General features: G+C 64.1%; 13 protein-coding genes. 10 read left to right on the forward strand and 3 right to left on the reverse strand.

Annotated features, from left to right (window positions below; translation table 11 throughout):
* The first annotated feature begins 18 nt into the window (after positions 1–18).
* Genes urtB through urtE form a run of 4 tightly spaced genes read left to right on the forward strand, consistent with a single transcriptional unit; the run spans position 19 to position 4636 of the window.
* Positions 19–1953: an urea ABC transporter permease subunit UrtB gene (gene urtB, locus PAF17_RS03495; RefSeq protein ID WP_408636362.1), complete on the forward strand. Its 1935-nt coding sequence runs from the start codon at positions 19–21 to the stop codon at positions 1951–1953.
* 1 nt (position 1954) lies between these two features.
* Positions 1955–3190 (forward strand): urea ABC transporter permease subunit UrtC, encoded by a 1236-nt coding sequence (gene urtC, locus PAF17_RS03500; RefSeq protein ID WP_271887688.1) that lies wholly within the window; start codon positions 1955–1957, stop codon positions 3188–3190.
* Positions 3187–3927 carry an urea ABC transporter ATP-binding protein UrtD gene (gene urtD, locus PAF17_RS03505; RefSeq protein WP_271887689.1) on the forward strand — a complete coding sequence of 247 codons (741 nt, stop codon included), beginning with the start codon at positions 3187–3189 and terminating at the stop codon, positions 3925–3927. Before urtC ends, urtD begins: the two co-directional genes overlap by 4 nt.
* Before the next feature lies 1 nt (position 3928).
* The gene (gene urtE, locus PAF17_RS03510; RefSeq protein WP_271887690.1) at positions 3929–4636 is read left to right on the forward strand and encodes an urea ABC transporter ATP-binding subunit UrtE; all 708 of its coding nucleotides are present in this window, start codon (positions 3929–3931) and stop codon (positions 4634–4636) included.
* A gap of 50 nt (positions 4637–4686) precedes the next feature.
* Here the strand turns inward: urtE and PAF17_RS03515 are convergent, their stop codons facing one another.
* Both PAF17_RS03515 and PAF17_RS03520 read right to left on the reverse strand, forming a co-directional pair.
* Positions 4687–5136, reverse strand: coding sequence for a DNA polymerase III subunit chi (locus PAF17_RS03515; protein WP_271887691.1), 450 nt, complete (start codon positions 5134–5136; stop codon positions 4687–4689).
* A gap of 25 nt (positions 5137–5161) precedes the next feature.
* Positions 5162–6634, reverse strand: coding sequence for a leucyl aminopeptidase (locus tag PAF17_RS03520; protein ID WP_271887692.1), 1473 nt, complete (start codon positions 6632–6634; stop codon positions 5162–5164).
* 114 nt (positions 6635–6748) lie between these two features.
* Between PAF17_RS03520 and lptF the strand changes: the two genes are divergently transcribed.
* The 6 genes from lptF to rsmA are packed head-to-tail and all read left to right on the forward strand — an operon-like array spanning position 6749 to position 14531.
* On the forward strand, positions 6749–7924 hold the full coding sequence (lptF, locus tag PAF17_RS03525) for an LPS export ABC transporter permease LptF (RefSeq protein WP_271887778.1): 1176 nt from the start codon (positions 6749–6751) through the stop codon (positions 7922–7924).
* A complete protein-coding gene (gene lptG, locus PAF17_RS03530; protein ID WP_271887693.1) occupies positions 7921–9030 on the forward strand; it encodes an LPS export ABC transporter permease LptG in 1110 nt (369 codons plus the stop codon). The genes lptF and lptG overlap by 4 nt, the downstream gene beginning before the upstream one ends.
* Positions 9030–11408: an LPS-assembly protein LptD gene (locus tag PAF17_RS03535; RefSeq protein WP_271887694.1), complete on the forward strand. Its 2379-nt coding sequence runs from the start codon at positions 9030–9032 to the stop codon at positions 11406–11408. Before lptG ends, PAF17_RS03535 begins: the two co-directional genes overlap by 1 nt.
* 33 nt (positions 11409–11441) lie before the next feature.
* The gene (locus tag PAF17_RS03540) at positions 11442–12710 is read left to right on the forward strand and encodes a peptidylprolyl isomerase (protein ID WP_271887695.1); all 1269 of its coding nucleotides are present in this window, start codon (positions 11442–11444) and stop codon (positions 12708–12710) included.
* A gap of 4 nt (positions 12711–12714) precedes the next feature.
* Complete coding sequence (gene pdxA, locus PAF17_RS03545; RefSeq protein WP_271887696.1) at positions 12715–13680, forward strand: 4-hydroxythreonine-4-phosphate dehydrogenase PdxA; 966 nt, start codon at positions 12715–12717, stop codon at positions 13678–13680.
* On the forward strand, positions 13677–14531 hold the full coding sequence (gene rsmA / locus PAF17_RS03550) for a 16S rRNA (adenine(1518)-N(6)/adenine(1519)-N(6))-dimethyltransferase RsmA (RefSeq protein ID WP_271887697.1): 855 nt from the start codon (positions 13677–13679) through the stop codon (positions 14529–14531). The genes pdxA and rsmA overlap by 4 nt, the downstream gene beginning before the upstream one ends.
* A 91-nt stretch (positions 14532–14622) precedes the next feature.
* On the opposite strand, the gene PAF17_RS03555 is transcribed toward rsmA, so the two are convergent.
* A complete protein-coding gene (locus tag PAF17_RS03555) occupies positions 14623–15453 on the reverse strand; it encodes a DUF4167 domain-containing protein (protein ID WP_271887698.1) in 831 nt (276 codons plus the stop codon).
* Positions 15454–15585 lie beyond the last annotated feature (132 nt).

The following is a 15585-nucleotide window of genomic DNA, read 5'->3' on the forward strand; positions in this document are numbered from 1 at the left end:
TGTTGGAAAGACGCTGATGTGACCCATGCGACCCGCCCGCTGATTGCGGCCCTTGTGGCCTTCCTTCTGCTGATCCCGGCCCTGCCCGCCCGTGCCAATGACGCGCTGCGGGCCGTTGTGGCGCAGAACATGGATCAGATCGAAAAGCCGTCGCGGCGGACGGTCGGCCCGCTGATCGACCAGATCGCCGCGACCGGGGCCGAAGGTGTGGCCCTGCTGGGCGCCTGGGCGGATCGGCGGCTGGGCCTGTCCACGGATGGGCGCGTGCTGATCGTGGATGGCGACAACGTGACGGATGCCGTCACCGGTGCGCCGGTGCCCGGTGCCGACCCCAAGATGCTGCGCCCCAATTCCGGCGTGCGCGGGGTGATCGAATCGGCGCTGGTCGCCAGCCAGATTTCCGACCCCGACCCCGCCATTCGCAGCGCCGCACTGGACAGCATCGCCCGGTCGGGGACGGCGGATCATCTGGCCGCACTGACCGCCACAGCGGCCGATCCGGACCCGACCCTGCAGGCGCGGCGCGACCGGCTGCGGACCCTGCTGACGATCCAGCATGACGACGATTCCGCCACCCGGATCGCGGCCATCGAATCGCTTGGCGGGGATGTCGGGCTTGATTTTCGCGCGGTGCTGAACCCGCTGCTGAGCATGCGTCAGATCGCCGCGACCGCCCCGCCCGAAGGCGCGAATATCGCGCGTGAACTGTCCCCCGGCGACGACGCGCTGTCCCGCGACGCGGCCTATGATCTGCTGAAGGCGCAGGGCATCGCCCAGCCGCGCCTGACCGCGGACGCGCAACGCGATGCGCTTGCCGCGCATATCGCGGATGGCACGGTCGGCGGCATTCCGGTCGCCGATCTGTCCGACCCCGCCGCCCGCGACAGCGCCTACAAGGCGCTGGAGGCTGCCGGTCAGGTCACCCCCGCCGCGACCGAGGCCGAGGCGCAGGCCGCCATCGACGCCCATCGCTTCTACGAGGTTTATGCCGAACCGGACAGCGCCGTCACCGATGCCGCCACCGCCGCCCAACGCAGCGCGCAGACGCGCCTGCTGGCGATGCGGGGCGTCGATCTGGGACTGGACGCGCTGTCGCTGGCCTCGATCTATTTCCTGGCGGCGATCGGGCTGGCGATCACCTTTGGCGTGATGGGTGTGATCAACATGGCCCATGGCGAATTCATCATGATGGGTGCCTATACCGGCTATGTGGTGCAGGGGCTGATCAGCGACCGCACGCTGTCGCTGATCGTGGCGCTGCCCGCGGCCTTTGCGGTGACCTTCATCGCCGGGGTCGCGCTGTACCGTCTGGTGATCCGGCATCTGGCGAAACGCCCGCTGGAAACGCTGTTGGCGACCTTCGGCGTGTCGATCGCGCTGCAACAGCTGGCCAAGAACATCTTCGGCACGCAGGCCCGCCCGCTGACCGCGCCCGGCTGGCTGGAGGGCGCGATCACGGTAAACGACGTCATCTCGATCAGCACGATCCGGGTGGCGATCTTTGTGTTGGCGGTGCTGTTTCTGGGCCTGTTCCTGTTCATCATGAAGCGCACCCGGCTGGGGCTGGAGGTGCGGGCCGTGACCCAGAACCCCGGCATGGCGGCATCCATGGGCATCAATCCCGACCGGATCGCGATGATGACCTTTGGCCTTGGGTCGGGCATCGCCGGGATCGCGGGCGTCGCCATCGGGCTGTTCGCGCAGGTCACGTCCGAACTGGGCCAGCAATATATCGTCCAAAGCTTCATGACCGTGGTCGTGGGCGGCGTCGGCAATATCTGGGGCACCCTTGCCGGGGCGGGGCTGATCGGCGTGCTGTCGAAGGTGATCGAAAGCTTCAACCCCTCGAACACGCTGGCGGCGCAGACCTTCATGATCCTGTTCATCGTGATCTTCATCCAGTTCCGGCCGCGCGGGATCATCCCGCAGCGTGGCCGCGCAGCCGAGGCCTGACATGACCCGCAAACCCCTGATCCTGCGCAACCCCTCGATCCTGATCGTGCTGGCGGTTCTGGCCGGCTTCACCCTGACCGTCACCCTTCTCAGTCAAGCCTATGGCAGCGGGGTGATCCCCACCTCGATGGTCAAGGTTCTGGGCAAGACGCTGTGCCTTGCGCTGGCTGCCGTGGCGATGGATCTGGTCTGGGGCTATCTGGGCATTCTCAGCCTTGGTCAGATGGCGTTCTTCGCGCTTGGCGGCTACATGATCGGCCAGTGGCTGATGTATGCGCGGACCGAGGCCATCGTGGCCGCGTCCATGGCCCAGAACCCGATCCCGCCCACCCCGGCCGAACTTCAGACCGGCGTAGCCAACCAGATTTTCGGCGTGGTCGGATCCTCGGACCTGCCCTTGGTCTGGAGCTTTGCGCATTCCCTGCCGATCCAGCTTGCGCTGGTGGTGCTGGTGCCGGGGGTCTTGGCGCTGGTCTTTGGCTGGCTGGCCTTCCGCAGCCGTGTGAACGGGGTCTATCTGTCGATCCTGACACAGGCGATGACGCTGGCGCTGGCGCTGTGGCTGTTTCAGAACGACAGCGGCTTTCGCGGCAATAACGGGCTGTCGGGCCTGCAGAACATTCCCGGTCTGGAAGGCGTCGGTCAGGCGCGGCTGTCGGTCTGGTTCCTGTGGGCCTCGGCCCTTGCGCTGGGGCTGGCCTATCTGCTGGCGGCCTGGGTGATCAGCGGCAAGTTCGGCAGCGTCGTCCGGGCGATCCGCGATGACGAAACCCGCGTGCGGTTCCTTGGCTATCCGGTCGAAGGGTTCAAGCTGGCGGTCTTTACGCTGGCCGCGATGATGACCGCGATTGCGGGCGCGCTGTATTACCCGCAGGCAGGCATCATCAACCCGGCCGAGCTGGCGCCCATCGCCTCGATCTATCTGGCGGTCTGGGTGGCGATCGGCGGACGCGGGCGGCTATATGGCGCGATCATCGGCGCGGTCGTCGTGTCGCTGTTGTCCAGCTGGTTCACCGGCGGGCGGGCCCCCGCGATCGAGCTGCCCTTCTACAGCGTGAACTGGGTCGATTGGTGGCAGGTCCTGCTGGGCGTGGCCTTCGTGCTGGTGACGCTGTTCGCGCCGCGCGGCATCGCCGGGATCGTCGACTGGCTGGGCGGCGTCATGCCGCCGCGCCGTCACGGGCGCGATCTGGGCCCCGATCAGGGTGCCTTGCAGGAACAGGAGGCCAAGGCATGAGCGCGCTTCTGGAAGTGGACGGGATATCGGTCAGTTTTGACGGGTTCAAGGCGATCAACGGGCTGTCCTTCAGCATCGGCGCTGCGGAATTGCGCGCGGTGATCGGCCCCAATGGCGCGGGCAAGACCACCTTCATGGATATCGTCACCGGCAAGACCCGCCCCGACGAGGGCCGCGTGCTGTGGGGCGAAACCTCGATCTCGCTGCTGAAGCTGAACGAGGCGCAGATCGCCCGCGCGGGGATCGGCCGCAAGTTTCAGCGCCCCACCGTGTTCGAGGATCAAAGCGTCGCCGACAATCTGACCATGGCGCTGCGCGCCAATCGCGGTCCCTTCGCGGTGCTGTTCTGGAAGCCCTCCCGCGACACCGCCCGCCGCGTCGCCGAACTGGCCGACGAGGTCGGACTGGCCGATCAGACCGACCGCAGGGCGGGCGAACTGAGCCACGGCCAGAAGCAATGGCTGGAAATCGGCATGCTGCTGGCGCAGGAGCCGCGACTTCTGCTGGTCGATGAACCCGCCGCGGGGATGACGCTGGCCGAGCGCGAACAGACCACGACCCTGCTGAAACGTCTGGCACAGACGCGGGCGGTCGTGGTCGTCGAACATGACATGGATTTCGTGCGCAGGCTGGATTGCAAGGTGACCGTGCTGCATCAGGGCGCGGTTCTGGCCGAGGGGTCACTGGACCATGTGACCCGAAATCCCGACGTGATCGAAGTCTATCTGGGGCGCTGAGATGCTGGACGCGACAAACCTGACCCTTCACTATGGCGGCAGCCAGATCCTGCATGGCATCGACATCGCCGCGCAGCCCGGATCGGTGACCTGCGTGATGGGCAATAACGGGGTCGGCAAGACCTCGTTGATGAACCTGCTTGCCGGGCGGCACCCACGATCAGGCGGGACGCTGCGTTTCGACGGCAGGGATCTGGGGCGTGCAAGCGCCCAGATGATGGCGCGGCTGGGCGTTGGCTATGTCCCGCAGGGGCGCGCGATCTTTCCGATGCTGACCGTGAGCGAGAACATGGAAACCGGCTTTGCCTGCCTGCCCCGGTCGGACCGTGCGATCCCCGACGAGATCTTCGACAGCTTTCCCGTGCTGGCCGAGATGGCCAATCGTCGCGGCGGCGACCTGTCGGGCGGCCAGCAACAGCAGCTGGCGATCGCGCGGGCGCTGATCACCCGCCCGCGGGTTCTGTTGCTGGATGAGCCGACCGAGGGGATCCAGCCCAATATCATCGCCCAGATCGGCCGGGTGATCGCCGCCCTGCGCGACCGGGGCGACATGGCCATCGTGCTGGTGGAACAGTATTTCGATTTCGCCTGGGATCTGGGCGATGCGTTTCTGGTTCTGGAACGCGGGCGCGCGGTGGCGCAGGGGCCGAAATCCGCGCTGCGCCGCGAGGATCTGCACGCCCGGCTGGCGGGGCACGCGGCGGCCTGAGGAACGGGGGCGTTGCCCCCGTTCATGGGTATTTGTCGCGAAGAAGAAGCCTAGCGCTTGCGTTCCCAGCGGCCCGATTCTTCTGACCAGTATTCAGCGGTAATTCCTGCCGCGGTCAGTTTTTTCCATTGCCCGCGCGCATGGGCGGTGGCCTGGCTGTCACCGCCGTCGAAGATGATGCAGCAACGTTGCAGCGGTGGGCATTCCGAGGGGTCGACCTCGGCCCCGTCCAGCGCCATCAGGCATTCGGGTCGGTTCGTGGCCGGTTGCCCGACACGCGTCAGCAGGACGGGTTGGCGTTCGTCATGCGGACCGCCTGCCAGCCCATGAGGCAGGAAACCACTGCCCTGCCAGAGATGCAGGTCGAGACGGTCCAGCCGGGTGGCATGGGTTCCGCGTAGTTCGACCCGCCAGCCGGCCTGCAACGATTTTCCGATCAGGATCGGCAAGAGTTGCTCGGCCGGCGAACGGGTCAGGTGATAGAAAAGTGCGTTACCCATGATATGTCCCGGCGGGGGTGTCGGATCAATCTGCCTCGAACTGATCGCGCACCAGGCGATCCAGCGTCATGACGCCCCAGCCGGTCGCGCCCTTGGGGGCCAGGGTCGTGGCGGATGGCGGCAAGGCGACGCCGGCGATGTCGATATGCGCCCAAGGTTGATCCTTGCGGATAAAGCGTTGCAGGAACTGCGCCGCCGTGATCGATCCGGCGGCACGGCCTCCGGTATTCTTCATGTCGGCAAGGCGCGATTTGATCAGCTTGTCATAGGATGGAGCCAATGGCAGTCTCCATGCGCCTTCGCCTTCGGCATCCGCAGCCTTGAGGATGTTGTTTGCCAGCTTGTCGTCATTGGCAAACACGCCGGCATTGTCATGTCCCAGCGCAATGATGACCGCGCCCGTCAGCGTCGCAAGGTCGACCACGGCGGCAGGTTCAAAACGGGTTTGGGCATACCACAGCACATCGGCCAGCACCAAGCGCCCTTCGGCATCGGTGTTGATAACCTCGATCGTGTCGCCCTTCATCGATTTCACGATGTCGCCAGGGCGCTGTGCGCGGCCATCAGGCATGTTTTCGACCAGACCGACCAGACCGACAACATTCGCCTTGGCCCGGCGCAGGGCCAGCGTGCGCATGACGCCCGCAACGACCCCCGCGCCGCCCATATCCATGGTCATGTCTTCCATGCCGGCCGCGGGCTTGATCGAAATTCCGCCGGTGTCGAAAACCACGCCCTTGCCAACCAGCGCCAGCGGCGCTTCGTCGCCGCCGCCGTTCCAGCGCATGACAACGACCTTGGACGGGCTTTCGCTGCCCTGCCCCACCGCCAGCAGCGCGCGCATGCCCAGCTTGGCCAGTTCGTCCTCGTCCAGAACCTCGACGCTCAGACCGATTTCCTCCATCGCCTTCAGGCGGTCGGCGAAATCGCTGGTGGTCAGGACATTGGCCGGTTCATTGATCAGATCGCGGGTAAAAAACACCCCTTCGGCAACGGCAGCCGCCGCGCCGGCGGTTTTGGCCAATGCTTCGGGATCCCTGGACATGAAAGTCACGCGTGGCGCCACCTTGGCGTCATCGGCCTTGTCAGAGGTCTGGTACACGCCGAAATCATATCCGCGCAACGCGATGCCCAGTGCGACCTCATCGGCGCGTTTGTGATTTCCGGCCAGGACCAGCGTGTGCAGATGCCCCAACCCGGCCCCGATCGTTGCGCCGGCCTTGCGGGCCTCGATGACCGAGGCGTTTTTGGGTAGCATCACCAATTGCAGCGCGTCACCTGACATGCCTGCGGGAAAGGCCAGTTCCAGCGCCGCGCCGGGCTTGAGCGCTTTCCAGGCTTCCGATTGGGTCGCGCGCTTGACGGCATCACGTGCGTGGCGCGGCAGGCCTTTGGGCAACTTGGCTTCGGGCGTCATGATCAGGGCCACACGACCGTCATGCGCGGCGACCTGATCGGCGTCGGTTTCGGTGAATGCGATTTCGACAGGTTTGGTCATGTCTGCTCCTCAAGAGTTGTTGTCATGGAACCTAGACACACTGCCGACCCTTTTCCAGAGCCTCCCTTCGGGCTAATCAGGGCGGAACACCCGCGCAGAAAGCCCATGCCCATCATGCCCCGGATTGATCGCTATTTACTTGGCCTGTTGCTGACCCTGTTCGGCTTCTTCGCGTTGGTGCTGGTTTCAGTCTACTGGATCAACCGCGCCGTCAGCCTGTTTGATGATTTGCTGAATGACGGCCAATCCGCATTGGTGGTGCTGGAATTCACCGTCCTGACCCTGCCATTGGTGATCTCGGTCGTGTTGCCTGTCGCGGCATTCGCGGCCACCGCCTATGGAACCAACCGGCTGTCGGGCGAGTCGGAGCTGGTTGCAATGCAGGCAGCGGGTTTATCGCCGTGGCGCATGGCGCGGCCGGTTCTGGTTTTCGGCCTGTTCGTCGGGCTTTTGGTTGCGGTGCTTGTGCACGGCCTTGTGCCTATGGCGCGAACCAAGCTGGCGGATCGACAGGACGAGATCACGCAGAACATCACCGCCCAATTCCTGCGGGCGGGCACATTCCAATATCCGACCGACGGGATCACCCTGTTCATTCGCGACATCGCCAGCGACGGGCGGTTGCTGGATCTGTTCATCGAGGATGCACGCAATCCCGAGGATCAGACGACCTATACCTCGGAAGAGGCGCTGGTGGTGCGCAACGATACGGGGCCGGTGTTGATCCTGCTGCGTGGAATGACGCAAAACCTGCGATATCAGCATGACAAGAGAAACCTGTCAGTAACCCGGTTCGAACAGCTGAGTTACGATCTGGGGGCGATGCTGTCCACGACCGGCAGCAAAAAGCGTGACCTGCGAGAATTCGGCACGCTTGCGCTGCTGTCGCCGGATCAGTCGTTGCTGGACGCGACCAGATCCGACGACGCTGGCGATGCACGGCGCGAGGCGCATGAGCGACTTGCCCAGCCGCTGCTTTCGCCAATTGCCGCAATGATCGGCTTTGCCACCCTGCTGATCGGCAGCTATTCTCGTTTCGGGGTGTGGCGGCAGGTGACATGGGCGATCGTCGGGCTGATCGCGGTACAGTTCCTGACCAACGCGGCGGCAAATCAGGTCGGACGGGATACTGAACTGTGGCCCCTGCTTTACGTGCCTGCGCTGTTTGGCATCGTGCTTTGCGTGGTCCTGTTGTGGCTGGCCGCGCGACCGCGGCGCATTTGCCCCCGCGTCGCGCTTGCCAATCGACCGGCGGCCAACAAACCGACGGCCAAGGGGGGCATGGCATGATCCTTGCACGCTACGTCGGACGCCGGTTTCTGCGCAGCTTCCTGCTGATTGCGGGGGTGTTTCTGATGATTCTGCTGCTGATCGACATGATCGAGATGATCCGCCGTTTTTCCGATCGCGATATCGGATTGTCGGGCGCGGCGGAACTGGCAGGGCTGAACATCGCGGGCAGCTTTTATTCCATTCTTCCGCTGATCACGGTGCTGGCAGGGATTGCGCTGTTTCTGGGGCTTGCACGAAGCTCGGAAATGGTTGCGATCCGGGCTTCCGGGCGGTCGGCGCTGAAGGTTGTTACGGCGCCATCGGTGGCGGCCATTCTGGTTGGCGCGATTACGGTCGCATTTCTGAATCCGATGGTCGCGGTCACGGGCAAACGCTTTGATCAGGCCGTGGCCAATATCGAACGCGAGGGCAGCCAGACCGTTTCAATCGGCGACAGCGCAATGTGGTTGCGTCAGGCCGTGATCGAACAGGGCCAAGAGGCAGGCCAGATCGTGATCCGTGCCCGACGCGCAAGCCCTGATGCCACGACCTTGTATGACGCTTCGTTCCTGGTCTTTGATCAGAATAACGGTCCCGTGCGCCGCATCGAGGCCCGCGAAGCAAGATTGTCGCCGGGCGAATGGGAATTGCTGGATGTGCGCGACTATGCGCTGAACCGACCCAATCCCGAAGCCTTGGCCGAAGCGCGCGAGACACTGACCTTGGCATCAGACCTGACAGCTCAGCGCATCCGCGACGGTTTTGGCCGCCCCGAGGCCGTTCCGGTCTGGCAGCTGCCCGGCTTTATCGCCGGGCTTGAACGCGCAGGTTTCACCGCCGCGCGTCATCGTGTCTGGTTTCAGATGGAACTGGCGCGCCCGTTCCTGATGGGGGCCATGATCCTGATTGCGGCTGCGTTCACAATGCAACATGTCCGCGGCCGCAGCACTGGAATCGCGGTCCTGATCGCCTTTGCGGCCGGAATCGGCCTGTTCTTTTTGCGCAATCTGGCGCAGGTGCTGGGCGATAACGGTCAGATCACCCCGATCATGGCCGCGTGGGCACCGCCGCTGGTGGGCGGATTGCTGGCGCTGGGGGTGATCCTGCAACGAGAGGACGGATGATGCTGAAGCGTCTGACGACAGCGACAAGCCTTTGCGCCAGCATCGCCGTTTGGCAGGGCATGCCACAAGCCCTGCATGCCCAAACGATATTCGATGACGAGCCGATGACCGACGCCCAGATATCGGCGGCCCCCCTTGCCACATCGGCAGGCGAGGCCGCGCTGGCACCCGCCGCGCCCGCCCTGAACAATGATCTGCTTGGCGATGGCACGCCCGCACGCGCCGAACTGGTCGCAGTTGAACCGACGGCCAATGTCACCCTGCCCGGCAGCCGCCCGGTCTCCGACAACACCGATGAGGCTGCAACCGTACTGGCCGACAACATGATCCTGCAGGGGGATCGCACGCTGATCGCCGCCGGTGGTGTGGTGGTCTGGTATCAGGGCGCGCGACTGGTCGCGTCGCGATTGATCGTGGATGGCGCAACCGGCGATCTGACCATCGAAGGCCCGATTCACCTGTCCCAGCCCGGGGCGAACGATCCTGACAGTGAAGCAATCCTGATTGCCGATTCCGCGCAGCTTGACCGCGAATTGCAGGATGGTGTCGTTCGTGGCGCCCGACTGGTGATCGCCCGTGAATTGCAACTGGCCGCGGATGAGCTGACGCGCAGCAGCAATGGACGCATGACCAGCCTGACCCATGTTGTCGCCTCTAGCTGTCAGGTCTGCGCCAGCGATCCGACACCGCTGTGGGAAATCCGGGCGCGCAGCATCACTCATGATGCCGAAACCAGCCTGCTGACGCTGGACCGCCCGCAACTGCGTGCCTTTGGCGTGCCCATTGCGGCAGCGCCTTTCACGATCACCGCACCCGACCCCACGGTCGAGCGCCGCTCTGGGTTTCTGCGCCCCGAGTTTCGCACGACATCGGGCTTGGGCTTCGGCGTGAAGATACCCTATTTCCAAACCCTCGGAGACAGCGCCGACGTCACGATCACGCCCTATGTCTCGGCCAATCGCACCCGGACGCTGGAATTTCGCTATCGGCAGGCATGGGCGAATGGCGTGGCCGAATGGGACGGTGCCGTCAGCCGCGATGACATCGAACCCGGCGAAACGCGCGGCTACCTGTTCGGCAATGCCATCTACAGCCTGCCGCGTGGCTATCGTATGGGAATTCAGCTTCAGGTCGCATCGGATCGTGGCTATCTGCTGGACTATGACATCACCGATGCAGACCGGCTCTGGAGCGGGATCACCCTGGAACGCGTGACCCGCGACCGGCTGTTCGTCGGGCGTGTCGGCAATTATCATTCATTGCGCGACGACGAAGACAACGACACCTCGCCCAATCAGGTCGCGGATGTCCTGTGGCAGCGGCGTTTCACGCCGCGCGGAATTGGCGGCGAGGGCCTGATGGAATGGTCGGTCCACGCCCATCGCCGGCCCTCCGATGAAGACATTATCGGCCAGGACGAAGTCCGCGGTTCGCTGGGGCTGGATTGGCGGCGGACCGAAATCCTGCCCGGCGGCTTCGTCGGCTCGGCGATCGCCGGACTGGATGCGGATCTGTATCATATCGTTCAGGACAGCCGCTACGACGAGATTGTCACCCGCGTGGATCCGCTGTTGGGGGTGGAACTGCGCTGGCCGCTGATGGCAACCTCGTCAGGCGCCACGCATATGGTCGAACCGGTGGTTCAATTGCTGTGGTCGCCCCGGGGCGAGGATGATGACATCCCGAACGAGGACAGCCGCCTGATCGAGTTCGACGAAGGCAATCTGTTCTCGGACAATCGCTTTCCCGGCTGGGATGCGCGCGAAACCGGACTGCGGGCCAATATCGGGGTCAGCTGGACACGTATCGATCCGAACGGATGGTCGCTGGGGCTGACCGGCGGACGTGTCATTCGCGCCCATGCGGATCCGGATTTTCCGGTCGATTCGCCGCTGGCAGGCAAACGTTCCGATTGGTTGCTGGCCGCGCATTACGACAGCGGCACCGGCCTGGCGCTGGCCAACCGGTCATTGTTCAATGACTCTTTCAATTTTTCGCGAAACGAGCTGCGTCTCGGCTGGCTGCGCAACAATCTTGAGGTGTCGGCAGGCTATTTGTGGATCGACAGCGACGAAGACGAAGGCCGGGACGAGGATACCAATGAACTGACCGCGATGATCGGCTGGCAAATTGCAGACGGCTGGTGGGCGAATGCGGAAACCCGCTATGATTTCGTCGCAGACGAAGCGCAAAAGGCCACGCTTGATGTCGCCTATCGCAATGAATGCCTGACGCTGGAGATGGGGCTTTCACGCCGTTTCACCGACAGTTACAGCGTGCGCCCGGAAACCAGCTTCGACCTGTCCGTGCGTCTGGGCGGCTTTGGCAGCCAGAAAGACGGGCAAGGCACGGTGGCGCGTCGCAGTTGCATGCGCTAGTCTCGCCGCGACAAGTGATTTGGGGGCCAGCAGATGCGGCACATTCTTTCCGGCGTCGCCGTGGCGGCGACCTTGATCCTCGGCGCGGCGCAGCCGACAATTGCGCAGAATCTTTTCGCTCCGGTCGTGTATATCAATGACAAGGCCGTGACCCGCTACGAGGTCCAGCAGCGGATGCGTTTCATGCAGATCCTTGGATCACCTGCGGATGAAGCCGGGGCCGAAGATGCGCTGGTTCTGGATCGTCTGCGCATGTATGCCGCCCAGCAATTGGGGATCGAAGTCACCGATCAGGGCCTGCAAACGGGGCTTGAGGAATTCGCCAGCCGTGCCGGAATGTCCGCCGCGCAGTTCACGGCCGCATTGGAACAATCGGGGGTCGAACCGCAAGCCTATCGCGATTTCGTGCGCGCCGGCGTTGCATGGCGGGCCGTGATCCGTCAACGCCTGTTGCCACAGCTGAACGTGACCGACGCCGAAATCGATCAGGAAATGAAACGCCAGATCGAAACACCGATCATCGACCGGGTTCTGTTGTCCGAGCTGATCATCCCGACCCCTCCCGGTCAGGAACAGGCTGCGATGGATCGCGCAAACGCGATTGCCGCATCGCAGCCGAACGAGGCCCAGTTTGCAGCCGCCGCACGCCAGTATTCGGCCGCCGGCTCCGCCGCGGCTGGTGGGCGGCTGAACTGGGTGGCGCTGGACAACCTGCCACCTTCACTGCGCCCCGTCCTGACCAATCTGTCCACAGGCCAGATCACACAACCGCTGACGGTGCCCGGGGCCGTGGTGCTGTTCTTCATGCGCGATTCCCAAGGCACCTTGCGACCCGGCGCAAAGGAACAGGTTCTGGAATACATGACGTTGCGCATGCCTTCGGCCAGCGAGGCCGCGCAACTGGCCGCACGCACGCGCAGTTGCGATGACCTCTATGTGCAGGCGGGCAGCGAAGCCGCGCCGATGGTCAACCGCCAGACCCAGTCGCAAAATGCCATTCCAACGCTGATCGCAACGCGGCTGGCATCAATGGATGACGACGAAGCGGGTATTGTGAATTACGGCAATGCGGCGGATGTCGTCGTCCTGTGTTCTCGCCAGCCGGCCTTGTTGGCCGAAGCGCAGGCAGATGTGGCGACCACCGCACTTCCCGACGACGGGGTCGAAGCCGCCGTTCCCGACCAACAGGGAATTCCAAGCCGGGAAATGGTGCGCGAGGACATCTTCAACCGCAAGGCAAACGCCGCCGCCGAGGCCTATCTGGCGGAACTGCGCGCCGATGCCGTGATCCGGCGTCCGTAACACGATGGCCCGTCGTGTCCTGCTGACCTGTGGCGAGCCTGCCGGAATCGGCCCCGAACTGGTCGGACCGGCCATGGCCTCGGGCGTGGATTTCGCCTGGATCGGCGACCCCGCCCACCTGCCCGCTGGCACCCCCTATTGCGAAATCGCGGCCCCCGGAGATGCCGTGCCTGATGGTCAGGTGCCGGTGCTGCGCCATGACTTTCCGGCCCCGGCCACACCGGGCCGCGCGGACCCCGAAAATGCACAGGCCGTGATCGAGGTCATCGCCCGCGCCGTCGATTTGGTGATGCGTCGCGAAGCGCTGGCCATGACAACCCTGCCGATCAACAAGCAGGCCTTGAAGGAAGGTGCCGGTTTCGCCTTTCCGGGGCATACCGAATATCTGGCCGATCTGGCGGGTGACGTTCCGGTGGCCATGATGCTGGCATCCACAGCGGTCGAACCGCCTTGTCGGGTTGTGCCCGCGACGATCCACATCCCTTTGGCATCCGTGCCCGCCAGCCTGACCCCAGAGCGTCTGGAACAGGCGATTCGCATCACCCATGCGGGCCTGCAGCGCGACTTCGCCATTTCCGCGCCAAGGCTGGCGGTCGCCGGTCTGAACCCGCATGCCGGCGAAGGTGGGGCCATGGGCCACGAAGAGGATTTGTTCCTGCGCCCGCTGCTTGCGCGCTTGCGCGACGAAGGGATGGATATTTCCGGGCCGCTGCCTGCGGACACGATGTTCCACCCCGCCGCGCGGGCCGGATATGACGCGGCAATCTGCGCCTATCACGATCAGGCGTTGATCCCGATCAAGACATTGGATTTCGCCGGTGGCGTCAATGTTACACTGGGTCTGCCCTTCGTGCGCACGTCGCCCGATCACGGAACCGCCTTTGATATTGCCGGACAAGGCCGCGCGGATGCCACCTCGACCATCGCGGCCCTGAAAATGGCGCAGGACATGGCAAGGGCGCGCGGATGAGCACGATCGACAACCTTCCCCCGCTGCGCGAGGTGATCGCGCGCCACGATCTGCGCGCGAAAAAGCAGCTTGGACAAAATTTTCTGCTGGACCTAAACTTGACCGCCAAGATCGCGCGTCAGGCTGGCGACCTTTCGCAATGCGACATTCTCGAAATCGGGCCCGGGCCGGGCGGGTTGACCCGTGGCCTGCTGGCCGAAGGGGCACGGCGCGTTCTTGCCATCGAAAAAGATGCGCGCGCCCTGCCCGCCCTGGACGAGATTGCCCAAGCCTATCCGGGGCGTCTAGGGGTTATCAATGGCGATGCGCTTGAAATTGATCCGCTTGAACACCTGACACCGCCCATCCGGATTGCGGCCAATCTGCCCTACAATGTCGGAACCGAATTGCTGATCCGTTGGCTGACCCCGCGCGAATGGCCGCCCTTCTGGCAATCGTTGACGCTGATGTTCCAGAAAGAGGTGGCCGAGCGGATCGTCGCAAAGCCCGGCAGCAAGGCCTATGGCCGGCTTGCCCTGCTGTCGCAATGGCGCAGTGACGCAAGAATCGTCATGACCCTGCCACCCGAGGCGTTCGTTCCCGCGCCTTCGATCCATTCGGCGGTGGTACATCTGGATGCGCTGCCCGAACCGCGCTTTCCCGCCGATGCGGCCACCCTGTCGCAGATTACGGCCGCCGGCTTCAATCAACGACGCAAGATGCTTCGCGCAAGCCTGCGCGGCCTGCATCCCGACATGGAAAGCCTGCTGACACAGGCCGACATCGCACCGACCGCACGCGCAGAAGAGATCGAACTGGAACGTTTCTGTGCGCTCGCCCGTGTTCTACAGCACGCACGTGCAACATCCTGAACCCGCGTGACTATCGGCGGGCTTTGCCACGAGGCATATAGGAAAGGGCCACAATAGCGGCCCTGACACATGTGCGAAACTGTCGGGCGGGTTAGCCCTGTTCGGTGTTGCCTTCCGGGGTCGAACCGCTCTCTGCCGCGCCTTCGGCGGCGGGTGGCGTTGCGGCAGGTTCATCCGCCTTGCGCCGGCTGCGACCGGTCGTGCTGCGCGGGCGGGTCGACTTTGCCCGCGGCTTTTTCGCAGGCGCGGCTTCGGGGGTTTCGATCGGACCTTCCCGACCCTCTGGGGTCACGGCGTCCGGCAAGCCAAGCTGCGGTTGCGTATCGGGCTGGGCCTCGGTCTTGGCAACCTCGGCATCGGCATTGCGCCGGCTGCGGCCACGGCGCGGCGTCGCGGGCTTTTCCGTGGTGGCAGGCTGGTTTCCTTCGCCGGTAGCAGGCTTGTCCTCGACCGTGGCGGCAGGTGCCTGATCGGCGGGGGCCTGCGCCTGCTCGGGCTGGCTGCGCTCGGGCTGATTGCCGCGATCGTTCGACGCATTCTCGCGCTGGCCATGCTGGTCACGGTTGCGGTGACCGTTGTCACGGTTGTTATTGTCGCGATTGTTGTTTTGCTGCCCATCGCGATCGTCATCATTCTGATGTCGATGGTGCTGTTGCTGCGCCTGACGTTCCGCCATTTCGCGCTGCGCCTCGCCCAACATTCGCGTATAGTGTTCGGCATGCTGGAAAAAGCTCTGCTCGGCCACGCGGTCATTGGACAGCTGCGCGTCCCGCGCCAGCGTCAGATATTTATCGATGATCTGCTGGGGGGTGCCCCGGACCTTTCCTTCCGGACCAGAGCTGTCAAACACACGGTTGACTATGTTCCCCAGCGAGCGCTGGCGATTCGACTTGTTACGCGAACGGGATTTCGATGATCTCATCAGTCTGTCTGTTATGGTTCCAGGGTCGTCTGGGGATCCGGAATGGTCCGGAAGGCATTTCCGACGGAAGGGGCTGCAATTCCTTGCGGCCTACCGTTCAAACCCGGCTCTTGCCTTGCGGGGCGCCGTCTG

The sequence above is a fragment of the Paracoccus onchidii genome (assembly GCF_028294535.1).
GTDB lineage: Bacteria > Pseudomonadota > Alphaproteobacteria > Rhodobacterales > Rhodobacteraceae > Paracoccus > Paracoccus onchidii.

What these genes read in the sequence shown, in the direction of transcription:
- urtC (WP_271887688.1), top strand. Translation starts at nt 1,955, where the DNA reads ATGACCCGCAAACCCCTGATCCTGCGCAACCCCTCGATCCTGATCGTG.
- urtD (WP_271887689.1), top strand. Translation starts at nt 3,187, where the DNA reads ATGAGCGCGCTTCTGGAAGTGGACGGGATATCGGTCAGTTTTGACGGG.
- urtE (WP_271887690.1), top strand. Translation starts at nt 3,929, where the DNA reads ATGCTGGACGCGACAAACCTGACCCTTCACTATGGCGGCAGCCAGATC.
- PAF17_RS03515 (WP_271887691.1), bottom strand. Translation starts at nt 5,136, where the DNA reads ATGGGTAACGCACTTTTCTATCACCTGACCCGTTCGCCGGCCGAGCAA.
- PAF17_RS03520 (WP_271887692.1), bottom strand. Translation starts at nt 6,634, where the DNA reads ATGACCAAACCTGTCGAAATCGCATTCACCGAAACCGACGCCGATCAG.
- lptF (WP_271887778.1), top strand. Translation starts at nt 6,749, where the DNA reads ATGCCCCGGATTGATCGCTATTTACTTGGCCTGTTGCTGACCCTGTTC.
- lptG (WP_271887693.1), top strand. Translation starts at nt 7,921, where the DNA reads ATGATCCTTGCACGCTACGTCGGACGCCGGTTTCTGCGCAGCTTCCTG.
- PAF17_RS03535 (WP_271887694.1), top strand. Translation starts at nt 9,030, where the DNA reads ATGCTGAAGCGTCTGACGACAGCGACAAGCCTTTGCGCCAGCATCGCC.
- PAF17_RS03540 (WP_271887695.1), top strand. Translation starts at nt 11,442, where the DNA reads ATGCGGCACATTCTTTCCGGCGTCGCCGTGGCGGCGACCTTGATCCTC.
- pdxA (WP_271887696.1), top strand. Translation starts at nt 12,715, where the DNA reads ATGGCCCGTCGTGTCCTGCTGACCTGTGGCGAGCCTGCCGGAATCGGC.
- rsmA (WP_271887697.1), top strand. Translation starts at nt 13,677, where the DNA reads ATGAGCACGATCGACAACCTTCCCCCGCTGCGCGAGGTGATCGCGCGC.
- PAF17_RS03555 (WP_271887698.1), bottom strand. Translation starts at nt 15,453, where the DNA reads ATGAGATCATCGAAATCCCGTTCGCGTAACAAGTCGAATCGCCAGCGC.